Origin of the sequence: Flavobacterium sp. H4147 (genome assembly GCF_029360735.1) — a bacterium.
Taxonomy (GTDB): Bacteria; Bacteroidota; Bacteroidia; order Flavobacteriales; family Flavobacteriaceae; genus Flavobacterium; species Flavobacterium endoglycinae.
This window is the reverse complement of record NZ_JARKNB010000001.1, coordinates 885,878-904,951: the sequence shown is the minus strand read 5'-3', so window position 1 is coordinate 904,951 and position 19,074 is coordinate 885,878. Positions and strand designations below refer to the sequence as shown.

Here is a 19,074-nt window from a genome sequence, read left to right as displayed (position 1 = left end):
AATTTAACAAAAATGAAAAATTACTCTTTTGCAAAAACGGCTATTGTGAGAACTCCAATTGAAGAAAAACAAATGGATCTTACTTGGGAAAAAATCGTGGAAATTTTTTCTAAAAAAGAAAACAGAGAAGCATTGTTTATTGGTTCTCCAAACATTTATAAAGCACTTGTTATGTGGGAAACTGGAGAAGGTTTTCAAACAGAAGAGGAACTAAAAAACCTAAAAGGATCATTATACAAATATGCTTCACGTTTAGCAAACCGAAGCACGCCTTTTGGAATGTTTGCTACAGTAGCCGCAGTGGAATTAAATTCGGAAACCAATCTTAATATTGCCGAAAGCACTTTAGGAAGATTCACCAAATTCGACATGTACTTTTTAGGAAGTTTTCTGCCGGTGATTGTGAAAAATGACGCCATCAAAAACGTATTGAAATATTACAGCAACAATTCAATCTATACCGTTTTTGATAAATACCGTTATGTCGAATATTACTTCAAAGACAACGTGCGTTTTCACAAAATTTCAGAAGTTGAAATAAGCGATTATTTGGAACTTATTTTCGAAAAAGCAAAAGACGGTGTTTTATTAAGCGAACTGGCAGAATTACTTGTTTCTGATGAAATTACACTAAAAGATGCCAACGAATTTATCGACACTTTAATCAAAAGTCAGTTTATTGTATCTGAATTAGAATTTACAATTACAGGCGAAGATTATTTTGAAAAACTTCTAAAAACATTCTCTGAAAAAAGATTTGATTTTTATGAAGCCGAAGTTATCAGAGAATTAATTACCAATTTAAAAACCAAAATCAATAATCTTGATACAAATACTATTAACGATCCTGCTTTATATACTCAAATTCATGAGTTAATAAACGAAGAATTAGATCACGTAGACATTTCAAAACTATTTCAAGTAGATAGTTTTAGAAAAATTGAAAATGGCTCGATTAGCTTTAAAACCTTAAAAAATCTGCGCCCAGCGTTAACCGCTTTAAATAAATTGCAATCAGGTTCAGAAAATGCAAACTTAAAAGAATTCAAAAAGAAATTCCTAGAGCGATATGAAGAGTACGAACAGCCTTTGGTAAATGTTTTAGATCCAGATGTTGGAATTGGATATGCAAAAACATCAGGTGCAAAATCGCCGTTAGTTGATGATTTGCTAATTAGTGGAAACCAAGCGCAGGTAAATCAGATCGCGATGGATGCCAAAAAATCATTTCTGTTTAAAAAACTGCTTCATGCGGCTAAAAATAATTTACAATCAATCGAATTAACTGATGAAGAAATCAACCAATTCGAAGAAAATGAAGCTTTGTATCCTGATACATTCTCGGCATTTGTAAATGTGTTTCACGAAAACGGAACCGAAAAAATCAATATTAAAACAGCCAGCGGACCATCTGCAAATGGTTTAATTGGACGATTCGGGCATCTTGATACTAAAATTCTGGATCTTTGCAACGAAGTAGCTTCAGTAGAAAACCAGCTGAACTCAGATAAAATTATTGCCGAAGTAGTGCATTTACCGCAGGCAAGAACCGGAAATATTCTATATAGAAACTTCCAGAGAGAATATGAAATTCCGTATTTAGGAAATGCTTCTGTAGACAGAGATCACCAAATTATGATTGATGATTTGTACGTTTCTGTAAAATCAGGAAAAGTAGTGCTGCGCTCAAAACGATTAAATAAAGAAATCATTCCAAGATTAAGCAACGCACACAATTTTGCCTCAAATGCATTGCCAATCTATCACTTTTTATGCGACCTGCAGAATCAAAATTCATTTGGATTTGGATTCAACTGGGGCGGACTTCAGAATGAATTTGATTTCCTGCCAAGGGTTAATTACAAAGACACCGTGTTCAGCAGAGCTACATGGACTCTTAATAAAACAGAAATTGAAAATCTTGTTGCCGCTGCCGAAGCAAAAAATCTTGATTTTATTACTGATTTCAAAGAAAAAAGAAACATTCCAGATGTCGTATATATTTCTCAAGGAGATAATGAAGTCCTAATCAACTTCAATAACGAATTAAGCCGAAATGTTTTTTACTACATGCTGAAAGGAGAAAATGTGATTAAGCTGAAAGAATTTTTATTTGCAGAAAATACCATCACACCAGATTATTGCAATGAAATTATCTTCACGGCACATAAAAACATAGAGAAAAAGGTTGAAGTTGCTGAGGTAAATCAATTCGTTTCTCAAGAAAACAAAAACAATGTTCAAACTTCATTTTCAATAGGAGAAAAATGGCTGTATTATAAATTTTACTGCGGAGAAAGAGCAGGAGAAGAGCTTCTTAAAAAAGGCATTACACCAATTGTAGAAGAATTACAAGCAAAAGGTTTAATCGACAAATGGTTCTTTATTCGTTATTATGACGTTCAAGGACATCATATTAGATTCCGTGTTTTATTAAAAAACAGCAATTTATTTACAGACTGCATCAACATTATAAAACAACACGTTGAACCATTTGAGCAGACAAGAATTATCTGGAAAACACAAACAGACAATTACCTGCGCGAATTACAACGATACGGATATGAAGCAATCGAAGCAACAGAATCATTGTTCTTTAACGACAGTGAATGCACTTTGAAATTTGCCGATATGATCGAAGGTGACACTGGAGAAAAAATAAGATGGATGTTCTCATTATTATCGATCGACCATTTCTTAAATGATTTTGATGTAAAATTAGAAGGAAAAGTGAAGTTGTTCAATGCGGCTAAAACTAGTTTTGGAAAAGAATTCAACCGTTCTGGAAGACTAAACAAACAAATCAACGAAATGTTTGTACAGCACGAATCTGAGATTGAATCCTTCTTAGATCCAAACTTGATGGATGAAATTTACGAACCATTAATTGAAATCCTTGAAGAACGTTCTCAAAAAAATGCGCCAATAGTAGCAGAGATAAAAGAGCTAAGCAAAGAACACCGTTTGCCAACTTATCTTGACAACATTATGTTGAGTTATGTACACATGATTTGTAACCGAATCTTCTTGACCAAACACAGAATTCATGAAATGGTAGTTTACGATTACTTATACAAATATTACAGCAAACAACTTCATACAGGAAAAAAGAAAGAAACCAAAGAAGTTGAAGAATCTATAGCGTAACAAAAAGGGGAATTCAGGAGAGGTTAGAATTTAATAGTTTTTTCTAAACCAAACCTTCTGCCATTCCCTTTTTAAAATTAAAAAAGAAACTTGTTCGGCAAGGATTACCAAATCTGAGCCGTCAAGTTTTTTTATTTCATTTTCGGGAACATCAATAATATAAAGCAGATTCAGGTATTCAGCAAATTTGTACTGAATCATTCGGTAGACTTTTTCGTGAAGCTGGATTTTCAATTCTTCAGGCGTAATACTCATCGGGAAATCAATTCCTTCATTAGCCAGATTAAAATCCTTATTAATCTGTCCGATTAAGTTTAGATATAAATTTTCTTTTTCGGCATCAGCCAATAAAAAATCAGTATTTTCAGGAATCGGAAACATTACGAATCGTTAAGAATTGATGCAAAGTTAGAATTAAAAATCATTTAATGGTAGATTCTCTTTCTATGATTCTAGTAGGAAGTTCAATAATTTGATGGGTAACTTCGCGATGCTCTTTAATATCAGCTATTTCATCAATTAAAATCGAAACCGCTGTATGTCCCATTTCAAATCCAGGCTGGTCAATTGTGGTTAATTTTGGCGAAATAACTGTACTCATAAACCAATTGCTGAATCCAAAAACAGCCACCTGATCCGGCGTTTTTATTCCAGCCTCATTAAAATATTTAATAATCCCGATCGCTACTAAATCGGTAATCGCAAAAATGGCATCGACATCAGGATGTTCATTCATTATTTTCTGAGCATTTTCGTAACCATCTTCAAAATCAGTATTGTTGTCGCAAACATAGACCAGTTTCGAATCATATTCAATTCCGTGTGCTTCAAGTGCCCTTTTATAGCCTAAAAAACGATCAATAGAATTTTGAGGAACATATGAACCTCTAAAATGGGCAATTTTTTTGTAGCCTTTATTAATAAGATATGAAACCGCATCAAAAGCTGCTTTGGCATCATTAATTACCACTTTGGAACAATTCACTCTTTTGGCAATTTTATCAAATAAAACCACTGGCGTATTTTTTCGGATCGCATCATTAATATGAGAGAAATCATCCGTTTCATTCGAAAGCGACATCAAAACACCATCAACCCTTTTCTGAATTAACAATGCAAGCTGTTTTTTCTCCAGCTCATATTTTTCGTTCGACTGCAGAATAATAACCAGATAACCTCTCTTTTCAGCCTCTTCTAAAATCCCGTTCAGCACACTCGAAAAAAAGTGATGAACCGTAGCCGGAATAATGACACCAATAGTTTTGGTTTCGTTCGTTCGAAGGTTAACCGCAACAGAATTAGGAATATAATTCATCGTCTCAGCCATTTCGAGAACCTTGGCACGAGTTGATTTACTTATATCTGTATATCCTTTGAGAGCTTTAGAAACCGTTGTAACCGAGATTCCTAACGCCGAAGCTATATCTATTAATTTAGTATCATTCATAAAATAAATGTACTAAAAAATCAATTTCATAATCTAAAAATTAATTTTCGAAAACGTTTTAGGTCATTTCGAAAACGTTTTCGATTTTTAATTCTTAAATTCAAATTAATTAGTATTTAAGTTTACATAGATGAAATGAAAATTTTACTAACGAAACCAAACCAAAATGAAAAAACAGCATTATTATTTACAGATATTATTTTTGATATTTTGTATAATTTTTGTTCCAAACAGTTTATTCGCTCAGGCAAAAAATACTGTTTCGGGAAAAGTTTTAGATGAGAATGGACAAACCATTCCGGGAGCAAATGTATCTTTAAAAGACACAGGAAAAAATGTAATAACAGACGAAAACGGAAACTTTATTTTTACCGATGTTATTGCAGGAAACTATTATGTAGAAGCCACAAACGTGGGTTATAAAACGTATAAAAAAGAAATTTCAGTAAAAGAAGGACAATCGGTAACCGTAGATTTACTGCTGGAAACTGAATCTCAAAGTTTAAAAGAAGTAGTTGTAACAGGTTCATCTTCGCCAAGATCCAAATTAGAATCGAGCGTTGCCATTACAACAATGGGAGCCAAAGCTATTGAAGACAGAGCGCCATCGAGTACTGCAGCCTTATTGCAGACTATTCCGGGATTTGTGGTTGAAGCATCAGGAGGAGAAATAGGAAATAACCTTTTTGCAAGAGGTATTCCATCAGCCGGAGCGTATGAATATGTACAAATTCAAGAAGATGGACTGCCGGTTTTTGAAGATGGAGCACTTCAGTTTGCTAATGCCGATACTTTTTATAGACTCGACGAAACCGTAAGTAAAATGGAAGCCGTACGAGGAGGTTCTGCATCAATTTTTGCCAATAATGCGCCGGGAGGAATCATCAACTTTATTTCGAAAACGGGACAAAATGATTTTCAAGGAAGAGCCAAATTCACCACTTCTGATTACGGAATGTTCAGAACTGACTTAAATTTATCTGGTGCATTAGTTCAGGATAAATTATTCTTTAATGTTGGTGGATTTTACAGAACCGATAATGGAGTAAGAAATACAGGATTTACAGCCAACAAAGGTGGACAAATCAAAGGAAACCTTACATATAAATTTGATGAGGACGATTATTTAAGAGTAAACTTCAAACATTTGGATGACAGGAACACATTTTATCTGCCAATTCCTTTAAAAAGCAACAATGGAAAAATAGAAGGAATTCCAGGTTTCAATCCAAATTACGGAACGTTGACTTCAGTTAATTTTAGTCATTTAAACGTTCCTCAATATGGAGGAGGTACTTTCAGTGCTGATTTAGAAGATGGTTCACACCCAATTATCAACTCAATTGGAGCTGAGTTTAAAAAGAAAATTTCAGATAAAGTTACGTTCAAAAACGTTTTCAAAAAGACAGCGATCGATTTAAATTACAATGCTATTTTTCCTAACGGAGGGCCGTGGACACAAGATGCATACGCAACAGGAGTTCAAAACACAACCGCTTCTAACTTGACTTATAGTTATGTAGATAACGGACAAACATTAGATCCAAATGCATTAATCATGCGCGCTGATCTTTGGCACATTCAAAAGAAAATGGACAATTTTGCGAATAATTTCTCTTTCTCTTTCGACTTAGATCCAGTTAAATTAACAGCTGGTTACTACTATTCTAATTGGAAATCAAATCAATACTGGAACTGGAATTCGTATTTAGTAAGCGTTTCAGACAATCCAAGATTATTAAACGTAAAAGACAATACAACTGGAGTAGACCATACTTGGAACGGTATCGAGCGAATCACTTGGTTAGAAAGAGATGCACAAACCAAAGGACTTTTAAATGATGTTTACGCTGACGCGGAAATCAAAGCAACCGATAAATTGACTTTTAATGCCGGATTACGTTACAACAAAGACAAATATTCAGGTTATCGAGACAATGCAAGATTTTTTGCTGAAGACTTAGGAATTTTAGACAACAATACAGCCGATGATGCCGTAACAACCGTAAAAGGAAATCCATACACTTATTGGAGATATGATGTAAGCGAATGGTCATATACAGCAGCGGGGAACTATAAATTTAATGATAACATGGCATCTTACGTTCGTTACAGCCACGGATTTAGATCACCAATCGAAGAATCATTTTATGATAACGCAGCCAATTTAAGCAAACTTGAAAACACAGAAGTAAATCAATTCGAATTAGGATACAAATACTCGAATTCATTCTTCTCTGTAAACGCTAACTTATTTCACATGAATTTGAAAAATGTTGCTTTTACTGATATTTTATCCGATGGTTCATCCGAAAATAAATTTGCCGATGTAAACAATATTGGTTTAGAAGTCGAAACCAATGCGAGATACAAATTTGCTAAATTGAACTTTACGTTTACGGTTCAAAAACCAGAATACGACAACTTTACAGGAACAAATGCAGATGGTTCTACGTTTGATTTTAATGGAAATACAGCACGAAGAATTCCTAAATTTTTCTGTAACTTAAGACCAGAAGTAGATATTACAAAGGACTTTACCGCTTATGTACAGTTTTCATATTACGATAAAAAATACACCAATCAAGACAACAAACAAGTTTTACCAGCTTACAAAGAAGTAGGAGCAGGTTTAAATTATACCTACAACAATCTTCGTTTTGCGGTTGATGCTTCGAACTTGTTCAACGAAATTGGTTTAACAGAAGGAGATCCAAGACAAACTACATCTGCAGCCAGCGATGTGTTTATGGCAAGACCTATTTTAGGACGTGCGTTTAGATTTTCAGTTGCCATTAATTTCTAATTTTATATAGATTAGTGGCGTAATTTTTAAAAATATTAAACACATAGAAACATAGATTTCATCATTAAACAAGAGCAAAAAAGAAACTAGTTTCTACACAAAGCTATGTGAATTTGATAAAAGTGAAACGCCTTTTGAATGCGAATTAAAACTATGTTTCTATGTGTTAAAAATTAAATATAGAGTATAGATGCTGTAGAAGCGCACACCAGTGCGTCTACACTGCGCAACCACAAAGAAGAGAACAAAAAAATGAAAAACATAGGAATTAAAATCTCACTCTATCTCAATTATTTTGTCTTCGCTATTTTATTAAACAGCGTTGGGATTGTGATTTTAAAATCGCAGAAAAACTACGGAGTCGACGAAGTGCAGGCCAGCATTTTAGAAGCTTTTAAAGACATGCCTATCGCCATAGTATCCTTTTTTATAGCCTCTTTTTTACCCAGAATCGGCTATAGAAAAGCCATGCTTACCGGATTAGGATTGGTCACTCTGGCGTGTATTTCTATGTATTTTGGAAACTCTTTTGACAATGCTAAAATTCTATTTGCAGCCGTTGGAGTCTCATTTGCCCTGATTAAAGTTTCCGTTTATTCCTTAATAGGAACCGTTACAGAAACCAAAAAAGAACACAATGCCTTAATGAGCAGTATCGAAAGCTTTTTCATGATAGGAATTGCGCTGGCTTACTTTTTATTTCCAGCCTTTAACAATGAAAACGATCCCAATTCATGGCTGAATGTCTATTGGTTATTGGCAGGATTATCCTTTTTATCATTCTTGTTTTTATTCTTTGTAAAATTCGAAGAAACCCAAGCAGCAGGAGCGAACTTAAAAGATGATTTCAGTCAGATGTTCAAATTAATCATAAAACTGCTGACGATTATTTTTGTCATCAGCGTCTTTTTATTCGTTATGATCGAGCAAGGAATTCTATCTTGGCTGCCTACATTCAATACAAAAGTCCTTCGTCTGCCGGAAAACATCAGTATTATGATGGCCAGTATTCTGGCTGTTTCACTGGCAGTAGGAAGATTTATTGCTGGAATTGTAACCAAAAAAGTAAACTGGATTTGGGTGTTAAGTGTCTGTATAATATCGGCAATGCTGCTCGTTATTTTTGTACTTCCCAAAACCGTAGGATTAGAAGTTAAAGAAATTCACACACTTTCGGATATTCCTTTAATTGGATTCGCATTTCCCTTAATTGGACTTTTTATTGCGCCAATTTATCCGTTGTTAAATTCGATTGTATTAAGCGCCTTGCCCAAAAACCTGCAAAGTTCCATGACGGGATTAATCGTGATTTTTTCGGCTCTTGGCGGTACTTTGGGTTCCAGAATAACAGGATGGCTTTTTAAACATCAAGGACCTGAAAACGCATTTTATTTTACCCTGATTCCGATGTCCTTGTTATTGATATCCTTTTTTATTCTTAAAAAAATAACTGCAGAAGATGAAATTTAAATTACATATAACCCAGACCATTGAAAAATTATTGGCTCAGGAAGATACTGATGGCGATAAAAAAATAACGATTGACGATAACGGTCCGAAACAATTTCTGCTGATAGATGAAAACGGAAATTCAGCAAAAATTGAAGGAACTTATCAGCTTTCGAACTTACTGCAGGAACTGGCTTTAGCCAAAAAAGAAGAAACTGAATTTGCCGAAATAACACTCGACATTATTACCGAAGATCCTGTAAAAAGAATTTCTCGAAAAATAAAAGATTTATATTGGAAAGGACTTACCAGAACCATTGATGCTGTCGGCGTAAAAAAAATACTGGAAGACGATAAAATTGAAAATGAAATCTCGTATTTGTATGTTCCGTTTGGCGATGAAATAGTACTCGATTATTTTCAAAAACTCGAAGCGGTAACTCCGAAGTTAAAAGCAGTACAGTTGCCAAAAAACATCACGCCAGAATATGTTTTGTCACTCAACAAAAAACCAGGAATTTTGGCATTGGCACTACAGATAAAAAACAATGAAATCTCTGGAGTTCCTTTTGTAGTTCCGGGCGGAAGATTTAATGAAATGTACGGCTGGGACAGTTATTTTATTGCCAAAGGACTTTTAATAGACGATGAAATTGATCTCGCTTTGGGCATTGCAGAAAACTTTAAATACCAAATTGATCATTACGGAAAAATTCTAAACGCCAACCGAAGCTATTACTTGACGCGAACACAGCCGCCACTTTATACTTCTTTGATTATGGATGTTTTACAAAAGTCTGATCCTGATATTTTTTGGATTGAAAGACATTTAAAAACGGCTATAAAAGAATATAAAACCGTTTGGATGGAAGAAGGAAAACGACTTACAGCCAATGGTTTAAACCGATATAAAGCAGAAGGAATCGGACTTCCATTTGAAGTTGAAGAAGGACATTTTGATGATATTCTCGAGCAATACGCTCCAAAATACAATCTCTCTACACGAGAGTTCGAAAAAAAATATCTTGAAAGAGAAATCGTTGATCCTGAACTAGATAAATATTTTACCCACGATAGAAGTATGCGTGAAAGCGGACACGACACAACACACCGTTTAGTGGGAGTTTGTGCCAATTTAAACACCGTTGCCATCAACAGTCTGCTGTATAAATATGAAACTGATATTGCCTTTTTGATCGAAAAGTATTTTAAAAATGAATTTCAATATTTTGAAGACAAATCCTATTCTGGTGATTATTGGAGAGAAAAAGCAGCCATTAGAAAGGAGCGTATCAACAAGATTTTGTGGAATCAAGAAAACGGCATTTACTACGATTATGATTTTGTAAATGAAAAACAGCACGTTTTTGAAGCTGCGACTACTTTTTATCCGCTTTGGGCGAAAATAAGCACGCAGGAACAAGCCGAAATTCTGGTAAAAAATACATTGCCAAAATTTAAAATGAAAGGAGGAATTGCAGGAAGTACAAAAGAATCTATTGAAGATGTCGATAAAAATTCACCAATAAGACAATGGGATTATCCGTTTGGATGGGCGCCGCACCAAATGCTTTTATGGGAAGGACTTTTAAATTACGGTTTTAACGATGAGGTTCAGGAAATGGTGTATCGCTGGCTTTGGCTCATTACCAGAAATGCGGTCGATTACAACGGAACCATTCCGGAGAAATTCGATTTATCCATCAGTTCCCATAAAATTTTTGCAGAATACGGGAATGTAGGAACCGAATTCAATTACATAACCGAAGAAGGTTTTGGGTGGATGAATGCTTCTTATCAGTTTGGTTTGACAATTCTAAAAGGCGATTTAAAACAAAAATTATCAGATTTGGTTGATCCAGATGAACTTTTCAAATAAACAAGCCTTCGACTTTGCTCCGGATAACATTCAGTTCTATGATCACGTTTGTCTAGCTGAGCGGAGTCGAAGCCCTTTTACTATACTTTTCTTCCCATTAAGTTTTCACCAAATGTTTTAAGAATATCTTTTTTCTCAGTACTGATATCCATTTTATCCAAAGTTTCAAAAGCTTTAAAAGTATACATTTCAATAGCTTCCTGAGTCGCTTTTGAAGCACCAGATCCATTAAAAATGGCTTTGGCAGTTTCTATTTTTTGAGAATTATCTTCTAGCTGTAAACTGAATAATTGTTGTAATTCACTTGCTTTTTCTGGATTTGAAAACTCTAACGCTTTTAAATACAAATACGTTTTCTTGTTTTCAATAATATCACCTCCAACCTGTTTTCCAAACGTTTCAGGATCACCAAAAGCATCCAGATAATCATCTTGTAATTGGAAAGCCAATCCTAAATTCAATCCGAAATCGTATATCAAATCACCTTCTTTTTCTGAAGTTTTGGCTACAATTGCTCCCATTTTCATCGCAGCAGCTACTAAAACAGCTGTTTTGTATTCAATCATTTTTAAATACTCAGGAACTGTAACATCTTTTCTGGTTTCAAAATCAACGTCCCATTGCTGTCCTTCGCAAACTTCAAGAGCGGTTTTGCTGAAAAGCTTTGCTAAATCTCTAAAAATCTCGGGTTCGTATTGCTCAAAATACTGATATGCCAAAATTAACATCGTATCTCCAGAAAGAATGCTGGTGTTTAAATTCCATTTTTCATGAACGGTCACCTGTCCTCTTCGCAAAGGCGCATCATCCATTATATCATCATGTACGAGTGAAAAATTATGAAAAACTTCAACCGCCATGGCAGCCGGAAGTGCTACCGTATAATCAGTATCAAAAACTTCTGCAGCCATTAAAGTTAAAACCGGACGCATACGTTTTCCGCCAAGTCCTAAAATGTATTCAATAGGTTCGTAAAGATTTGTGGGTTCTTTGTGTATGTCTTGTTTTTTTAAATAATCAATAAAAAAATCTTGGTACTGACTAATATCGTGCATAATGAAATTCTGATTTGCGAGCCTCAAAGATACAATTCAAATATGAATAATTTATGAGCAATATCATTAAAAGCAAATTAATGAACTAAAACGTTTTCAAATTTCTTCTCATTTTAAATATGTTAAAATTTTTTTCAAAAAACTTGGAAACTTTTTTGGTATTCAGAGTTTCCTGTTTATATTTGCGGCAACAAATGGAAACTCGGAACACTCAAAAAGTTTCCATTGTAGACTTAAGAAAAGTATAATATCAATAAAATCAGATATTTATGAAAACAAAATGGACTTTAGATTCTACCCAATCGGATGTTTTAATTAAAATGAGACATTCTAGAATTGCTTACTTAGGAGGAAATACAAATAAGTTTGGTGGTTATGTGAATATTGAAGATAATGAAATTGAAGATGCATCGGTAGAGTTTTCATTAGATATAAATAATAAAAACGAAAGTTTCCAGCAGATAGATTCTCATTTACAGCTTCAAGATTTTTTTCAAGAAGATGAGCATCCAATCATCAGCTTTAAATCAACTTCATTTCAAAAAGTGAACAACAACATTAACTTCTTCAAAGGCGATTTAACCATAAAAGATGTAACTAGAGTAGTAGAACTCGATGCAGAATTTATTGGTGTGAATAACTATAACGGAGAGAAAAAAGTAGCTTTTGAGATTAAGGGCGATATTAAACGCCAGGATTTCGGACTAGATTATAATTCTTTCAATCACCAGAATGGAGAAGCACTTGGAAAAGATATTAAACTGATTGCCAACTTGGAATTTAGTATATAAATCTTACATCAAGAATAATTTAATGTAAAATTATTACAAATAGTGCGGAAACTATTTTTTAAATTTTAGTTTCCTAAGTATATTTGTGATGCAATAGGGGATCACCAAAATGAAAGAGAAAATTATATCGAAAGCAAGTGAACTTTTTTTAAGACTTGGTTTTAAGAGTGTTACGATGGATGATATTGCAGGAGAAATGTGTATTTCAAAAAAAACGATCTACAAATATTTCTGTAATAAAGAAGTCTTAATTGAAGAAAGTACTTCGATGGTTCATAGACAAGTTCATGAAATTATGGACACAATTGTAGCCAAAAACTACAATGCGATTCATGAGAATTTTGAAATCAGAGAAATGTTTCGTGATATGTTTAAGAACAATATTGATACTTCTCCAATTTATCAGCTTAAAAAACATTATCCAGAGATTTATCAAAACATCTTGTCGCATGAAATCGATCAGTGTACACAATGTTTTAGAGATAATATCGAAAAAGGAATTCGTGAAGGACTTTACAGAAGTGATTTAAATGTAGAGGTATATGTTAAATTTTATTACACATTGATTTTTCACATTAACGAAAATACAGTTTCTGAAAGTGAAGCCCAAAGAATAGAGTTAGAAGCATTGGAATACCACACAAGAGCAATGGCTACTCCAACTGGTATTACAGAATTAGAAAAACAGCTTCAAAAAGTTAAAGTATAATCATCAATCTATATAAATAAGATGATTTTTTAATCATCAATAAAAACCAATAATAATAACTACATATGAAACGAATAGTTCTTATATTTTTATGCACAATAGGTCTGTCGGCCAGCGCGCAGGTAACCACTTTAACCTTAAAAGAGGCAGTTAACTACGCACTTCAAAATAAAGCCGATGCTAAAAAAGCGAAACTTCAGGTTGAAAATAGTGAATATAAAATTCAGGAAGTACGTTCAAGAGCATTGCCGCAAATTTCTGCAAACGGAAATTTAACTTACAATCCAATTATTCAAACTACTGTTATTGATGGAGCAGCATTTGGCGCACCGGGAACAACCATTCAGGCAGCGTTTGGACAAAAATGGACTTCAACTGCTGGGGTTTCTTTAACTCAGGCAATTTTTGACCAGTCAGTTTTTACAGGATTAAAAGCGGCAAAATCTACTCGTGAATTTTATCAAATAAACGATCAGTTAACAGAAGAGCAAGTTATTGAAAGAGTTGCCAATAACTATTACTCAGTGTATGTACAACAGGAAAGATTATTGCTGTTAGACAGCAGTTATGTGAACACTACTAAAGTACGTGACATTGTAAAAGGACAATTTGACAATGGTTTAGCAAAAAAGATTGACTTGGATCGTATTGTGGTAAAAATGTCAAATATCGATACGGAACGCCAGCAGATTAAAAATCAAATTACTTTACAAGAAAATGCTTTGAAGTTTTACATGGGGATGCCTATTGAAACGCAAATCGTATTGCCAAAAGAAGAATTTGAAGTAGTTCCTGCAGCATTAACACAAGAGCCAAATATTGAAAACAGAACCGAATACCTGCTTTTGAAAAAACAAGAAGAGCTTTTAGTTTACAATAAAAAAGCAGTTCAAGCTGGATATTACCCAACACTTTCTTTAACCGCTGGTTACAATTATATTGGTCAGGGACCAGAATTTCCTTGGTTTGCAAAACCAGAAAAAGGTGTTTACTGGTCTGATTTCTCTGCCATTGGATTAAACTTACACGTGCCTATTTTTACAGGTTTTGGAACTCGTGCTAAAGTAAGACAAGCAGATGTTGAAATTAGATCGCTTCAAGAAGATATTAAAGACACCAAACTTTCTCTTGATTTAGATTATAGAAATGCCATGGCTCAAATAGAGAACAACTTGGTAACCATTGAAAATCAAAGAGAAAACATGCGTTTGGCAACAGAAATTCTAAGTAATACTAAAAACAATTACCTTCAAGGTTTAGCTTCTTTAACCGATTTGCTGGACGCAGAAAATGCATCTCTTGAAGCGCAAAATAATTATACAAGAGCAGTTTTAAATTATAAAATTGCCGAAATATCTCTAATCAAATCAAAAGGCGAACTTAAATCTCTTATTAAATAACTAATTACAATGAAGAAAACTATTATAACAATCGTAATCATAATTGCATCTCTGGGTGTAATTGGATATGTCTTAAATAATAATAAGAAAAAGAACAAGGAGAAAACAGATATCGTAGCTGAGAAAAATGCAGCGATTTCAGTTAAAGTATCTCCAGTAAAAACAGAAGAAGTTTCATTAGATTTCGTTGCAAACGGAAACTTTCAGCCAATTCAGGAATTAACTTTCTCTGCAGAAAAATCTGGAAAAGTGATCAGCGTTTTAGCTAAAGAAGGTGACTATGTACGAGTTGGACAGACATTATTAACCGTAAGAGGAGATGTTATTAATGTCAATGCGCAACAAGCTCAAGCAGTATATCAAAATGCAAAATCAGATTACAGCAGATATGAAAATGCATTTAAAACTGGAGGGGTTACAAAACAACAATTAGATCAGGCAAAATTAGCTTTAACAAATGCAGAATCTAACTTAAAACAAGCTAACATCAATGTTGGAGATACTAAAGTAAAAGCTCCAATCAACGGATTTATCAATAAAAAATATGTTGAGCCAGGATCTATTTTAGCAGGAATGCCGGCTACAGCGTTATTTGATATTGTAAACGTTTCTAAATTAAAATTAGTAGTTACGGTAAACGAAAATCAAGTAGCAAGCTTAAAAGTAGGAAACCATATTAATGTAACAGCTAGTGTGTATCCTGATAAAAATTTCTCTGGAAAAATTACTTTCATTGCTTCAAAAGCAGATGAGTCATTAAACTTCCCAGTAGAAATTGAAATTACAAATAATGCAAACAACGACCTAAAAGCAGGTATGTACGGAACGGCAAACTTTGCATCAAACCAACAAAAACAAAACTTGATGGTTGTTCCTAGAAATGCATTCGTAGGAAGCGTGAGCAGTAATGAAATCTTTGTTGCAGAGAACGGTGTTGCAAAATTAAGAAAAGTAGTTGCTGGAAGAATTTTGGGTGATAAAGTAGAAGTTATCAAAGGATTATCTGATGGAGAAAAAGTAATTGTTACAGGTCAGATTAACTTACAAGACGGAAATACAGTAGAAATTATTAAGTAATTGTACCGCTTTAAGCCGTAAGTAATAAGCTTTAAGCATTTTAATAAAAGCCTAAAGCCGACTGCTTACAGCCTACAGCCTAAAACAAAATATATGAAATTAGCCGAAATATCCATAAAACGTCCGTCGTTGGTAATTGTGTTATTTACAATTCTAACACTTGGTGGATTGTTCAGCTACAGCCAGTTAGGTTATGAGCTGATCCCAAAATTTGAACAAAACGTTATTACAATTTCTACTATTTATCCTGGAGCTTCTCCAAGTGAGGTAGAAAATACAGTGACCAAGAAAATTGAAGATGCGATTGCATCTTTAGAAAATGTCAAGAAAATTGATTCAAAATCATACGAAAGTTTGTCTATTGTTTCCATTACATTGACCTCAAATGCTAAAGTCGATTTCTCTTTAAATGATGCGCAGCGTAAAATCAACGCCATTATTAGTGACTTGCCAGATGATGTTAAAACACCGGCATTAACTAAATTCTCGCTGAGTGATTTACCAATTATGACACTTGGTGCCAATGGTAAAATGGATGAAGCGGCGTTTTATGACTTAATTGACAAGAAAATCGCCCCGATTTTATCTCGTGTACAAGGTGTTGCTCAGGTAAATATTATTGGTGGTTCTGAGCGTGAAATTCAGGTAAACCTTGATGCTGTAAAAATGCAAGGTTACGGACTTTCTGTTCCTCAGGTACAACAGACCATTTTGTCTTCAAACTTAGATTTCCCTACTGGAAATATCCAGACTCGTAATCAAAAAATATTAATTCGTTTAGCGGGTAAATATAAAAATGTTGAAGAATTAAGAAACTTAGTAGTTTCTTCTCAAAACGGAATTCAAATTCGTTTAGGTGAAATTGCTGATGTTCAGGATTCACAAAAAATTGCCGAGAAAATATCTCGTGTAGATCAAAAAAGTGCCATCGTTTTACAAATCGTAAAACAATCTGATGCAAATGCCGTAGCGGTAAGTGAGCAGTTATTAAAAACGGTTGCTCAGCTTGAAAAAGATTATAAAGTAAATCAATTAAAACTTGAAGTAGCAAAAGATAGTACCATCTTTACACTTGAGGCTGCAGATTCTGTAGTTCACGATTTATTGATTGCCGTAATTCTGGTAGCATTTGTAATGTTGTTCTTCCTTCACAGTATTAGAAACTCATTAATTGTAATGGTTTCTATTCCAGCGTCGTTGATTGCAACTTTCATCGGAATTTATTTAATGGGATATACATTAAACTTAATGAGTTTATTAGGATTATCTCTTGTGGTTGGTATTCTGGTCGATGATGCGATCGTGGTATTGGAAAATATTTACAGGCACATGGAGATGGGTAAAAGCCGAATTCGTGCATCATATGATGGAACAGCTGAAATTGGTGGAACCGTAACTTCGATTACTTTAGTAATTGTGGTGGTGTTCTTGCCTATCGCGATGAGTTCTGGATTAGTATCGAACATTATTACGCAATTCTGCGTTACGGTAATTATATCAACGATGTTGTCTCTTTTAGCGTCGTTTACTATTATTCCTTGGTTGTCTTCTCGTTTCGGGAAATTAGAGCACATTGAAGGAAAAAATTTATTTGGAAGAATAATTCTTGGTTTCGAAGATTATCTAACACGTTTCACAAACTGGGTCTCTCATTTATTAACTTGGTGTTTAGATCATTACATTAAAACAATTGTAGTTGTAGTTATCTTGTTCTTTGCTTCTACAATAGGATTAATGGGTGGAGGATTTATTGGAGGTGAGTTTTTTGCATCATCTGATAGTGGTGAGTTCTTAGTTCAAATCGAAATGCCAAAAGACGCATCGTTAGAACAAACTAACTTCATGACTCAAAAAGCTGAAGCATTCTTAAAACAACAAGAATACGTTCACAGTCAGATTACAACAGTTGGACAAACTTCTGAAGGTTTTGGAGCATCGCAAGCTACAGCTTACAAAGCAGAGATCGACGTAAAAATGATCGAACAAAAAGATCGTACAGATGATGCGAATGTATATGCTGCAAAAATTAAACGTAAGTTAGAAAAAGTATTAGTTGGAGCAAAAGTTAAAACCGTTCCAGTAGGTATCTTAGGTACTGCAGAAGATGCAACTTTAGGATTAATTGTAACTGGTCCTTCAACAGAAGCGGCAATGGCTTTTGCTAAACAAGCTGAAGCAGAATTACGTACTATTCCTGGAACAACAGAGATCAAATTAACGGTTGAAGATGGAAATCCAGAAATCAACGTAAAAGTAGACCGTGATAAAATGGCTGCTTTAGGATTAACACTTCAAACAGTTGGTTTAACCATGCAGACTGCTTTTAGTGGAAATACAGACGGTAAATTCAGAGCCGGTGAATATGAGTACGATATCAATATAAGATATAATGCTTTTGACAGAAAAAGTATTACTGACGTTAGTAACCTGATTTTTGTTAACTCAGCTGGACAGCAGATTAAATTATCTCAATTTGCTGATATTACAGAAGGTTCTGGGCCTAGCCAGTTAGAACGTAGAGATAAATCTGCATCTGTAACAGTAAAAGGACAAAACGTCGGGGTTCCTTCAGGAACAATTGTTCAGCAATGGCAGGCAAAATTAGATAAATTGAAAAAACCAGCAGGAGTAAACTACATTTGGGGTGGTGACCAAGAAAACCAATCTGAAGGATTTGGTACTTTAGGAATCGCTTTATTAGCCGCTATTATTTTGGTTTACCTTGTAATGGTGAGTTTGTATGACAGTTTTGTGCACCCATTCGTAGTATTATTTGCTATCCCGCTTTCGTTTATTGGGGCAATGCTTGCACTTGCTTTGACAAACAACTCATTAAATATCTTTACCATCTTAGGTATCATCATGTTGATTGGTCTGGTGTGTAAAAATGCGATCATGCTTGTCGATTATACCAACCAGCGAAGAGCGGCTGGAGAATCGATCAGAACAGCCTTGATTCAAGCTAACCACGCACGTTTACGTCCAATCTTGATGACCACAATTGCCATGGTATTTGGTATGTTCCCAATTGCATTAGCATCTGGGGCAGGAGCAGAATGGAAAAACGGACTAGCATGGGTAATCATTGGAGGTTTGATTTCATCATTATTCCTAACCTTGATTGTAGTGCCTGTAATTTATAATATCATGGAGAAAATTATTCATAAATTCTCTAAAGGAGAAAAAATCGACTACGAAGCTGAAATGGTTGCTGATTATACACCAACAGAATTAAGCGAAGACGGTTTTAATCCTAAACATACCCATTAATTGATTTAATTTTAGACGAAAAATCCCAGATTCCGAAAGGAGTT

At 34.3% G+C, this 19,074-nt stretch carries 12 protein-coding genes; 9 read left to right on the top strand and 3 right to left on the bottom strand.

From position 1 onward, the window contains the following. Positions 1-12: 12 nt before the first annotated feature. Positions 13-3,147: a lantibiotic dehydratase gene (locus P2W75_RS03930; protein WP_276378997.1), complete on the top strand. Its 3,135-nt coding sequence runs from the start codon at positions 13-15 to the stop codon at positions 3,145-3,147. Positions 3,148-3,177: 30 nt separating this feature from the next. Here the strand turns inward: P2W75_RS03930 and P2W75_RS03925 are convergent, their stop codons facing one another. Both P2W75_RS03925 and P2W75_RS03920 read right to left on the bottom strand, forming a co-directional pair. After that, the gene (locus tag P2W75_RS03925; RefSeq protein WP_207298214.1) at positions 3,178-3,528 is read right to left on the bottom strand and encodes a hypothetical protein; all 351 of its coding nucleotides are present in this window, start codon (positions 3,526-3,528) and stop codon (positions 3,178-3,180) included. 40 nt (positions 3,529-3,568) lie between these two features. Next, a complete protein-coding gene (locus tag P2W75_RS03920; RefSeq protein ID WP_276378996.1) occupies positions 3,569-4,594 on the bottom strand; it encodes a LacI family DNA-binding transcriptional regulator in 1,026 nt (341 codons plus the stop codon). 166 nt (positions 4,595-4,760) lie between these two features. Between P2W75_RS03920 and P2W75_RS03915 the strand changes: the two genes are divergently transcribed. The 3 genes from P2W75_RS03915 to P2W75_RS03905 all read left to right on the top strand — a co-directional run bounded on the left by P2W75_RS03915 (position 4,761) and on the right by P2W75_RS03905 (position 10,728). Continuing rightward, positions 4,761-7,400: a TonB-dependent receptor gene (locus P2W75_RS03915; protein WP_276378995.1), complete on the top strand. Its 2,640-nt coding sequence runs from the start codon at positions 4,761-4,763 to the stop codon at positions 7,398-7,400. Positions 7,401-7,652: 252 nt separating this feature from the next. Further along, on the top strand, positions 7,653-8,870 hold the full coding sequence (locus P2W75_RS03910; RefSeq protein WP_276378994.1) for a sugar MFS transporter: 1,218 nt from the start codon (positions 7,653-7,655) through the stop codon (positions 8,868-8,870). Continuing rightward, positions 8,860-10,728: a trehalase family glycosidase gene (locus P2W75_RS03905; protein ID WP_276378993.1), complete on the top strand. Its 1,869-nt coding sequence runs from the start codon at positions 8,860-8,862 to the stop codon at positions 10,726-10,728. Before P2W75_RS03910 ends, P2W75_RS03905 begins: the two co-directional genes overlap by 11 nt. Before the next feature lie 80 nt (positions 10,729-10,808). On the opposite strand, the gene P2W75_RS03900 is transcribed toward P2W75_RS03905, so the two are convergent. Further along, positions 10,809-11,783: a polyprenyl synthetase family protein gene (locus P2W75_RS03900; protein ID WP_276378992.1), complete on the bottom strand. Its 975-nt coding sequence runs from the start codon at positions 11,781-11,783 to the stop codon at positions 10,809-10,811. 269 nt (positions 11,784-12,052) lie between these two features. Between P2W75_RS03900 and P2W75_RS03895 the strand changes: the two genes are divergently transcribed. The 5 genes from P2W75_RS03895 (at position 12,053) to P2W75_RS03875 (ending at position 19,030) form a co-directional block, all read left to right on the top strand. Next, complete coding sequence (locus P2W75_RS03895) at positions 12,053-12,574, top strand: YceI family protein (protein WP_207298208.1); 522 nt, start codon at positions 12,053-12,055, stop codon at positions 12,572-12,574. Between the two features lie 109 nt (positions 12,575-12,683). Next, on the top strand, positions 12,684-13,283 hold the full coding sequence (locus tag P2W75_RS03890; protein ID WP_207298207.1) for a TetR/AcrR family transcriptional regulator: 600 nt from the start codon (positions 12,684-12,686) through the stop codon (positions 13,281-13,283). A gap of 65 nt (positions 13,284-13,348) precedes the next feature. Further along, positions 13,349-14,683 (top strand): TolC family protein, encoded by a 1,335-nt coding sequence (locus P2W75_RS03885; protein WP_207298206.1) that lies wholly within the window; start codon positions 13,349-13,351, stop codon positions 14,681-14,683. 9 nt (positions 14,684-14,692) lie between these two features. Beyond that, positions 14,693-15,760: an efflux RND transporter periplasmic adaptor subunit gene (locus tag P2W75_RS03880; protein ID WP_207298205.1), complete on the top strand. Its 1,068-nt coding sequence runs from the start codon at positions 14,693-14,695 to the stop codon at positions 15,758-15,760. A 93-nt stretch (positions 15,761-15,853) separates the two neighbouring features. After that, positions 15,854-19,030, top strand: coding sequence for an efflux RND transporter permease subunit (locus P2W75_RS03875; protein WP_276378991.1), 3,177 nt, complete (start codon positions 15,854-15,856; stop codon positions 19,028-19,030). Positions 19,031-19,074: the final 44 nt, after the last annotated feature.

Coding starts and splice junctions, on each gene's coding strand:
- P2W75_RS03930 (WP_276378997.1), top strand. CDS start 13: ATGAAAAATTACTCTTTTGCAAAAACGGCTATTGTGAGAACTCCAATT.
- P2W75_RS03925 (WP_207298214.1), bottom strand. CDS start 3,528: ATGTTTCCGATTCCTGAAAATACTGATTTTTTATTGGCTGATGCCGAA.
- P2W75_RS03920 (WP_276378996.1), bottom strand. CDS start 4,594: ATGAATGATACTAAATTAATAGATATAGCTTCGGCGTTAGGAATCTCG.
- P2W75_RS03915 (WP_276378995.1), top strand. CDS start 4,761: ATGAAAAAACAGCATTATTATTTACAGATATTATTTTTGATATTTTGT.
- P2W75_RS03910 (WP_276378994.1), top strand. CDS start 7,653: ATGAAAAACATAGGAATTAAAATCTCACTCTATCTCAATTATTTTGTC.
- P2W75_RS03905 (WP_276378993.1), top strand. CDS start 8,860: ATGAAATTTAAATTACATATAACCCAGACCATTGAAAAATTATTGGCT.
- P2W75_RS03900 (WP_276378992.1), bottom strand. CDS start 11,783: ATGCACGATATTAGTCAGTACCAAGATTTTTTTATTGATTATTTAAAA.
- P2W75_RS03895 (WP_207298208.1), top strand. CDS start 12,053: ATGAAAACAAAATGGACTTTAGATTCTACCCAATCGGATGTTTTAATT.
- P2W75_RS03890 (WP_207298207.1), top strand. CDS start 12,684: ATGAAAGAGAAAATTATATCGAAAGCAAGTGAACTTTTTTTAAGACTT.
- P2W75_RS03885 (WP_207298206.1), top strand. CDS start 13,349: ATGAAACGAATAGTTCTTATATTTTTATGCACAATAGGTCTGTCGGCC.
- P2W75_RS03880 (WP_207298205.1), top strand. CDS start 14,693: ATGAAGAAAACTATTATAACAATCGTAATCATAATTGCATCTCTGGGT.
- P2W75_RS03875 (WP_276378991.1), top strand. CDS start 15,854: ATGAAATTAGCCGAAATATCCATAAAACGTCCGTCGTTGGTAATTGTG.